The 8,528-nt window shown below is 68.7% G+C and carries 7 protein-coding genes; 2 read left to right on the plus strand and 5 right to left on the minus strand.

The window, feature by feature from the left end:
* Positions 1 to 48 precede the first annotated feature (48 nt).
* The 5 genes from HT134_RS21890 to HT134_RS21910 are packed head-to-tail and all read right to left on the minus strand — an operon-like array spanning position 49 to position 5,624.
* Positions 49 to 1,041: a LacI family DNA-binding transcriptional regulator gene (locus tag HT134_RS21890; protein WP_175602323.1), complete on the minus strand. Its 993-nt coding sequence runs from the start codon at positions 1,039 to 1,041 to the stop codon at positions 49 to 51.
* Positions 1,038 to 2,774, minus strand: a complete 1,737-nt coding sequence (locus tag HT134_RS21895) for a glycoside hydrolase family 36 protein (protein WP_175602324.1) — start codon at positions 2,772 to 2,774, stop codon at positions 1,038 to 1,040. The genes HT134_RS21890 and HT134_RS21895 overlap by 4 nt, the downstream gene beginning before the upstream one ends.
* A complete protein-coding gene (locus HT134_RS21900) occupies positions 2,771 to 3,580 on the minus strand; it encodes a carbohydrate ABC transporter permease (protein ID WP_175602325.1) in 810 nt (269 codons plus the stop codon). The genes HT134_RS21895 and HT134_RS21900 overlap by 4 nt, the downstream gene beginning before the upstream one ends.
* On the minus strand, positions 3,577 to 4,428 hold the full coding sequence (locus tag HT134_RS21905) for a carbohydrate ABC transporter permease (protein WP_175602326.1): 852 nt from the start codon (positions 4,426 to 4,428) through the stop codon (positions 3,577 to 3,579). The genes HT134_RS21900 and HT134_RS21905 overlap by 4 nt, the downstream gene beginning before the upstream one ends.
* Complete coding sequence (locus tag HT134_RS21910) at positions 4,425 to 5,624, minus strand: ABC transporter substrate-binding protein (protein WP_312888316.1); 1,200 nt, start codon at positions 5,622 to 5,624, stop codon at positions 4,425 to 4,427. The genes HT134_RS21905 and HT134_RS21910 overlap by 4 nt, the downstream gene beginning before the upstream one ends.
* Before the next feature lie 329 nt (positions 5,625 to 5,953).
* On the opposite strand from HT134_RS21910, the gene HT134_RS21915 reads away from it, so the two are divergent.
* Both HT134_RS21915 and HT134_RS21920 read left to right on the plus strand, forming a co-directional pair.
* The gene (locus tag HT134_RS21915; protein ID WP_175602328.1) at positions 5,954 to 6,094 is read left to right on the plus strand and encodes a hypothetical protein; all 141 of its coding nucleotides are present in this window, start codon (positions 5,954 to 5,956) and stop codon (positions 6,092 to 6,094) included.
* 72 nt (positions 6,095 to 6,166) lie between these two features.
* Positions 6,167 to 8,528 (plus strand): NPCBM/NEW2 domain-containing protein (locus HT134_RS21920; RefSeq protein ID WP_175602329.1); only part of this gene is annotated, 2,362 nt, incomplete at its 3' end.

The following is an 8,528-nucleotide window of genomic DNA, read 5'->3' on the forward strand; positions in this document are numbered from 1 at the left end:
ATTGGCCGGCCCAGCGGGCCCCCGCGGCTGGACCGGGCCGTGAAACGATCAGGCGCGCGGCGGCGCGGTGGACGCCCGGACCAGGAGCTCGGGCACCACCATCACCTCGCCTGTCGGCACTTCACGGTTGGCGACCATCGAGACCAGGCTGCGCGCGACGGCACGAGCCAGGCGATCGACCGGCTGCCGCACGGTGGTCAGCGGCGGATCGGCGAACTCCATGATCACGGAACCGTCGTGGCCCACGACCGAGACGTCGGCCGGGACGGAGAGGCCGGCACGCCGCACTCCCCGGATCACGCCCATCGCGACGAAGTCGCTGGCCGCCACGATCGCCGTGGCCCCCCGGCCCAGCAGGACTCCCGCGGCCGACTGGCCGCCCTCGACCGTGTAGTCCTGCCGGACCACCCAGAGCTCTGGCTCGGCCACCCCTCGCCGCCGCAGGGCGCTCAGGAAACCCTCGACGCGCCGGTCCGCCGGGCGGTTGCCCATCGGCCCCGACACCAGCCCGATCCGCCGGTGCCCGAGCATCCACAGGTGGTCCACGGCCAGCTCGGCGGACAGGTGATCGTCGGTCGAGAACACCGGCACGTCATGGCCCTCGAAGCCGCCGTTCACCCCGACGAACGGAATGCGACGGGAGGCGAGCACGTTGGCCGTCTCCGGATCCGCGTCGTCCAGCGTGTTGCTGGCGGAGAGGAACACCACGGCCGCCACGCCCTGATCGGCGAGTGAGACCACGAACTCCTTCTCCTGGATGCCCCCCGGCAAGGCCGGGCAGATCACGCCCTTGAGCCCGTGCGGCGCGAGAGCCGCCTCGATCAGCTCCGCCGTCTCGGCGAAGAACGGATTGGACAGCCAGGGCGTGATCACTGCGACGAGCTGGCCGCGGGTGCTGCGCTCATAACCGAGCTCGGCCATCGCGCGCTCCACCGCCTCGCGGGTCTTCGTCGCGACACCCGTCCGCCGGTTGATGACCCGGCTCACCGTGGCTTCGCTGACGCCCGCCCTCGCCGCCACCTCGGTGATGCCGACTTTCACGCAGCCCCCTCAAGAACCGCCAGGCCGGAGGGCGGCACATCCAGCAGGCGCAGTCCCGGCTCCAACCGGTGCTGCGACCGGTCCATGACAAGCCCGCCAGCATTGTAGACGACCTTCCGCATCGCCGCCCCGTCCCCGGACACCTCCAGCACCAGCCGTCCGGAGGCGGTGCCGTTGATCAGCGTGACCCGCCGATGGCGGCTGACGTCGAGCGGCACGACCCGGTCGGCCGTGACCGTGATGACGCATTCCCCGTCACCCGAGGCGACCACCACGGGATACAGCTCGTCCGGCCGGCCCGGCTCGACCTCGCCGTCCAGCAGCAGCGGCCGCAGCCGCCGCCATTGCCCGAGCCAGAAGCCGACCATGCGCCGCTGCTCGTCGTCCAGCCGGGTCAGCCTGGCCGACACCTGCGGCACGGAGTGGAACGCGCCGATGAACTGGCGGGCGGCGCTGCGCAGATCGCTGTTCTCGTCCCACATCAGCATGTCGGAGTGGACGGCGCCGCGGAGCGCCATCAGGCCGATGTCGATCGTCCGCACCCGGTTGGCGACGGCGTCGGCCGGGCAGTCACCGGCCCGCAGCAGTTCCCCGAACTCCGCCATGCCGGGTCCGACGTAGGGCTGGCGCAGCTCGATCAGCGCGTCGGGGCCGAGCGCGGCGCGCAGCTCAGCGAGCAGGATGCGCATCGCGACGCCGACGTCGGTGACGTCCACCCCGGCCCCCGGCCGGCCGGCGTAGAGCATGGCCGCGTCCAGGAAGTCGATCTTCAAGCCGTCCAGCGCGTAGTCGGCCACCAGCCCGGAGCACACCCGCACGACGTGGGCTCTGACCTCCGGATGACGAGGGTCCAGCACGCGCGCCCCCGGCGGGCCCCCGATCGCGGGCGCGTACTCCACCAGTTCGGCGAAGCAGTCGGCGCTCGGGCCCACGAGCAGGGGAGCGACCCACAGCAGGTACGTCAGCCCGAGCCCCCGCACCTTTTCCACATGAGCCCGCAGGTCGGGAAACTTGCCCGTGTCAGGTACCCAGTCGCCCACGCCGGCATAGCCTCGGCCATGGCCCAGCCGCTGCCACCCGTCATCCAGGATGACCATGCCGCAGCCCAGTTCGGCGGCCAGTTCGGCCTCCGCCTCCACGGCCGCGGCGGTGACGTCCTGGCTGAAGCCGTACCACGTGGAATAGGCCGGTTCCCATGCCGACGCGGGCACCGGCGGCAGTCCCCGCACGTCCAGCCTCCGGCTCAGCCCCCGCATCGCCGCCGCCACCGACCCGCCCCGCTCGGCGAACAGCAGCCGGTACGGCCCCCGCGAGGCCGCATCCGCCACGACCGCGAGCTGGACGACGAAGGTCTTGTTCTCCTCCGAGACGCCGAACCGCATCCACGTCTCAGGCACGCAGTCCTCCGCCAGGAACGCCAGCATGTTCCCTCCCCGGCTGTCGTACAGGCAGCCGGCCACGGCCCCGCGCACCAGCGAGGCGTGCGCCCAGCCGGCCCAGTCGGCGACGACCGTACGCTGCCAGCCGCAGTCGGGATGCCAGAAGCCGACGGCGTCGCCCAGGGGCACCGAGATCCGGATGTCCAGGTCGCCGTCGCAGCGAACCTCCAGCACGCCGCCGTCGAACGTCCACGAGGCCGTGGCACCCGGTGTCGGCGACAGCACCGCGAGGTGGACGTCGTCGACGAGGGGTTCGAACGCGGCGGGGGTCAGCCCCGCCGTGGTGATGCTCATTCCTTCACCGCTCCAGCGAGTAGGCCCGAAACGAAGTGTCGTTGCAGGAAGAGGAAAAGCACCGCCATGGGGATGGCCGCCACGGCGGTTCCGGCGAGGATGGCGCCGTAGTCGGTGTCCGTAGCGCCGGTCTGCGAGGCGATCGCCAGCGGGATGGTGTAGGCGTCCGTCGTACGGAGCGCGATCAGCGGCCAGACGAAGTCGTTCCACTGGTAGAGGAACAGATAGATGGCCAGCGCGGCCAGCGCGGGCCGCATCGGCGGCAGCGCCACGCGGACGAACAGCCTCAGCTCTCCGCAGCCGTCGGCCCGGCCCGCCGCCAGCAGCTCCCGTGGCATGGCCGACATGGTCTGGCGCATCAGGAAGACACCGAAGGGCAGCGCCAGATTGGGCAGGATGATGGCCTGATAGGTGTTCAGCCAGCCCCAGGCCATCATCATCTTGAACAGCGGCACCAGGGTGACCTGACCTGGGATGACCAGGCCGAGCATGAGCAGGCCGAACAGGGCCTCCTTGCCGCGGAAGTCGTAGACGGCGAAGCCGTACCCGGCCAGCGCGCACACCGCGCCGGCCAGCACGGTGTAGAGGCCCGAGATCAGCAGCGAGTTGAGGATCGTGCGGCCGAAACCGACGGTTTCCTGCAGATGGGCCAGGTTGTCCAGCAGGTGGCCGCCCGGCAGGAGCGGCGGCGGGCTGCCGAAGACCTCGGCGCTGCTGTGCGTGGCGCCTACCACCAGCCAATAGAAGGGGCCGACCATCGCGGTGACCGCCAGCAGCATCACCGATGTCAGCATCACACGCTTCATGTCTTGTCCCTCAGGACGCGGAACTGCACGACTCCGAGCAGGGCGATGACCACGGCGAGCGCGTAGGCGATGGCGGAGGCGTAGCCGAAGTCGAAGTAGCGGAAACCGTTCTCGTACAGGTACAGGCCGAGCGTCAGCAGGGCGTTGTCCGGCCCGCCTCGCGTGAGGACGTAGGGCTCGTCGAACAGTTGCAACGTGCCGATCGTCGACATCACCACAGTGAGCAGGACCACCGGGCGCAGCCCGGGCAGGGTGACGTGCCAGAAGGAGCGCCACGTGCCTGCGCCGTCCACGGCCGCGGCGTCGTACTGGTCGCGCGGCAACGACTGCAGCCGCGACAGGAAGATCATGGCGTTGTAGCCGACGTAGTGCCAGGTGAGGGCCAGCCCCAGGGCGATCCTGGCCCAGAACTTGTCCGACAGCCACGGCACGTCCACGCCGATGAGCCAGTTGACCAGCCCCGACTGCGGGTTGAGCAGGACCGCGAAGAGCAACCCGTAGGCGACCGGCCCGGTCACGATCGGGAGGAAGAAACCGAGCCGGACGACGGACCGCAGGCGCAGCAGCGCCGAGTCGAACGCGAGCGCCAGCGCGCCGGCCAGGATCAGCATGATCGGCACCTGCACCACGAGGATGACGCCGGTGTTCCCGAGCGCGGTCCAGAACAGCGCGTCGTTGACCAACCTCGCGTAGTTGGCGGGTCCCGCGAAGCTCTGCACCGTCCCTTCGGTCCTGAACAGGCTGAGCAGGAACGACCACACGATGGGATAGAGCTTGAAGGTGGCGAACAGCGCGACAGCCGGCAGGATGAAGAGGTACGGCGCCAGGGCACGGGCGCGCAGAGTCATCGCACGACCTTGCGCCCGGTCTGGTTGGCGAGCTGTTCAGCCGCCTGCCTGAGCACGGTGGCGGGATCGGCACCCTGTAACAGGACCTTGCTCTGCGCGTCGTCCACGAGCTTGAGCGCCCGCGGGTAGTCGGCGCTGTAGTTGGTGACGTACGACGGCTGTCTGAGCGAGTCGAGGAAGATCTCTCCCATCTTCTGCCCGCTGAAGAACGGCGATGGCTGGTGGAAGACCGGGTCGTCGTAGGCTGCCAGCAGAGCGGGGGCGATGCCCTTGCCCTTGTAGATGTGGACCTGGCTCTCCGGCCTGGTCAGCACGTACTCCGCGAAGGCGAACGCGGCGGCCTGGTTCTCGCTGGAGCCGGCCACGGCCAGGTGCGTGGAGTTGACCAGGGCCGAGACCTTGCCTCCGGCCGTGACGGGCGGCGGGAGCCGCACCTTCCACTTGCCCTTCTCGGCCGGGACGGTGTCGGCGATGATGCCGCCGAACCAGGTGGGCATGGGCTGGACCGCGACGCCGCCCTTCTTGATCAGCCCGATCATCGTGTTCCAGCCGCCGCCCTGATCGGCGACGAGCCCGGCGTCGTTGAGCTTCTTGATGATGGTCATCGCGGTGACCGCGGCGGGCGAGTCCAGGGTGATGTTGCCCTGCATGTCGAAGTAGAAGCTGTCCTGTAACTGCATGAGGCACTGGAAGAGGTTGGCGGAGTCCGCCTGTGTCGCCGCCTTGTCGATGGCGAGCAGCCGAACGCCGGTCTTCTCCTTCAGCTTGACCCCCGCTTCGATGACCTCGTCCCAGTTCTGCAGGGCCTCGCCGTCGACGCCGGCCCTCTCGAACAGGTCGGCGCGGTAGTAGAAGCCCGCGGAGTTGGCCTCCCACGGAAGCGCGTAGACCTTGCCATCACGGCTGACGGTCTCCCACAGGCCTGGGGCGAACATGTCCTTGTGCTTGGCGGCGCCCAGCGTGTTGAGGTCGGCCAGCCCGCCGGGGAACTTCTCGATGTAGGCCGGCAGGTAGTCGACACCGATGTGGAGCACGTCGGCCAGGCCCTGCCCCCCGGCGGCCAGCCCCGTGGTGATCTTGTCCCAGATCGCCGGATTGCCGACGTCCTGGACATCGACCTTGACGCCCGGGAACTCCGTGGTGAATCCCGGGACCAGCTCCTTCATCATCGCGGCGGGGCCTGCCCAGCTCCACACGGTGATGTTTCCTGACAGGGGGCCCGCCGCCCCTGAACCCTTCGCAGCCGGTTCGGCGCCCGATCCGCAGGCCGAGAGCAGCGCGCCACTCGCTGTCAGCGCGCTGAGCTGGAGAAATGCACGACGATTCATGGAGGTATCTCCCGGGGGGTGTGATTACGGCGACGATACTCCGCCACTTGCACTAATTCAATGAAAACTTTCGCTTCCTCTTTCGCCCAAGAGGTTGACGCGCCCCCCTGCCGGATGGCACCCTCCGCTCATCAGTTTGATCGATCAAATCCCCTTTGACACCGCGCGCTACGGCCGGATTCCAGAGGAGCCACACGATGAACCGAGAGGTGATCAGACCCGGCGTGCCGTCACGCCCGCGGCAAGGCCGGCGGCTCCGCCGCACCGTCGACGAGCTGCGCGCCTCGGCCGACGCCCAGACCGGCTTGCTCGCCCCCGCCCCGGAGACCGCCGTGTAACGGCCCCCCACCGCCGACGCGGACCACCAGTCGCGTCCGCGAACACCCCCCACCCGAAAGGATCCATCGCCCATGCGTCGATTGGCCTGTGCCTTATCCGCCGTACTCGCATCGGTCGGCACCGCAGTCGCCGTTCCCCCCGCAGCCGCGCTGGCGGCGACGGCGGCCGGGCCCTACGTGGTCGAAGTCGAGAACATGGCGCTGACCAACTTCTCGACGGAGACCGTGAACCACACCTGGAACGGCACGTCCGTCGACAACGTCACCTACGCCAAGGGCGTGGCTGGACAGACGAGCACCGCCCGCACCAGCTTCACCGGCACCACGGGAACGTACGACCTCATCACGCGCTACAACGACATGGCCGAGAACGGCGTGACGTACAAGATCTCCGTGAACTCCACCCCGGTCGACTCCTGGGCGACGTCCCGGCGGTGGGGCACCGACCACACCGACCCGAAGAACATCGACACCCGCACCACGAGCAAGATCGCGCTCAAGGCCGGTGACGTCATCGTGCTGACGGCCACCTCCGCCGGCGAGGTGCCGCGCGTCGACAAGATCACCATCCAGCAGTACGTCGGGCCGCCGACCAGCACGCTGACCATCAACTCACCGAACGCGACGCTGAACGACGGCTTCAACTGGGGCAAGGACCGGGCCCTGGGCATGACGTTCTACCCCGGCAACCCGATGATGGGCCACGAAGCCGAGTGGTGGCGCCTCAAGGATGCCACGCACACCGAGGTGCAGCCCGGCTACTGGGGTGCCTACACCAACCGCGAGTCCTACTACAACCGGGACATCACCCACCAGTCCGACGGCGCGCACGCGCTCGGCCTGGACGCCGAGACCTTCAACATGCTCAAGACCTTCGCCGGCGACGCGGACGACCGGGGCCAGAACGGCTGGCCGCTGTGGGCGCACAGCTCCTACGGCGCCATGTACTACATCGACGGCACCGGCTTCCGCGAACTTCCCTCGCCGTTCAACCTGATGGCCAAGGCCTACAAGCAGTACCAGTGGACCGGCGACACGGACTGGATCAACGACCCGACCCTCTCCGCCTACTACGACTCGACCATGGGCGCGTTCCTGACCGATCACGAGGTGACCTGGAACGACGCCAACCCGGCCGACGAACAGCCGGTCCCGAAGAAGCAGCCCGGGGAGTACGGGGCGACCTACTTCGAGTTCCCGAACGAGAACCTCACCTCCGCGGGCGACTCACTCGGGTTCTACTACCAGTCGATGCTGGCCTACTCGGAGATCCTGAAGGCGAAGGGCGACAGCGCCGGCAGCTCGAAGTGGGCCGGCCGTGCCCAGCGGGTGCGCGACTACTTCGAGAAGAACTGGTGGGACGCGTCGAACAACCGGTACTACCGCGGCAAGGACGCCGCCGGCACCGGCTACAGCAGTTGGGGACACGAGGCCAGTTTCCTGATGCTGCTCACCGGCCTCGGAGACCACGGTCCCCGGACTGAGAGTTACCTCGACTTCATCGCCGCCAACGACGACGACCTGAACGTCGAGGCGACCTCGTACCTGCCGGAGACGTACTACCAGTACAACCGGTCCGCCGAGGGCTGGGCCTGGCTCAAGAAGCTCATGACCGGCCGCGACACCTACCCCGAGGTCTCCTTCGCGACGGTCGGCAACGTCATCGACGGCATGATGGGCGTGCAGCCGGACGCCCCGCACAACACGGTGGCGACCGTGTCACGGTTGACGGCCGAGACGCCGTGGGTGGAGATCGACCACCTCAAGGTCGGCGGCAACGACCTGAAGCTCAAGCACACCGGCACGAGATCCTCCACGCTGACCAACAACTCCGGCGGCACCGTCACCTGGAAACCCCAGTTCTACGGCACCCCTGCCACGATCACCGTGAACGGCACCGCTCACACCCCGCAGACCAAGTCGCTGTACGGCAAGACGGTGTCCTACGTCACTGTGCCGGTGGCCGCCGGCGCGACCGTGACCGCCAGCGCCGGGACCACCACGGGCGACACCACCGCGCCCAGCGCGCCGACCGGCCTCACCGCGACCAACGTGACCTCGAACAGCGTCGACCTGACGTGGTCCGCGTCCACCGACGACGTCGCCGTGACGGGCTACCAGATCTATCGCGGCACCACGCTGGCCGGGTCCTCGACCGGCACGCGTTTCACCGCGACCGGCCTGACGGCCGCGACGCCGTACACCTTCACCGTGAAGGCGGTCGACGCCGCCCGGAACATCTCCGAGGCCAGCAACGCCGTCACCGTCACCACCAGCGGAAACGGACAGGCCGTCGATCTGAGCAGCCTCACCTGGAGCAGCGCCGCAAGCGACTTCGGCACCGTCCAGAAGGACAAGAGCGTCGACGGAAACCCGATCAAACTCAACGGCACCAGCTACGCCAAAGGCCTCGGCACCCACGCCAACGGCACCA

The organism is Nonomuraea rhodomycinica (assembly GCF_013363995.1).
Lineage (GTDB): Bacteria > Actinomycetota > Actinomycetes > Streptosporangiales > Streptosporangiaceae > Nonomuraea > Nonomuraea rhodomycinica.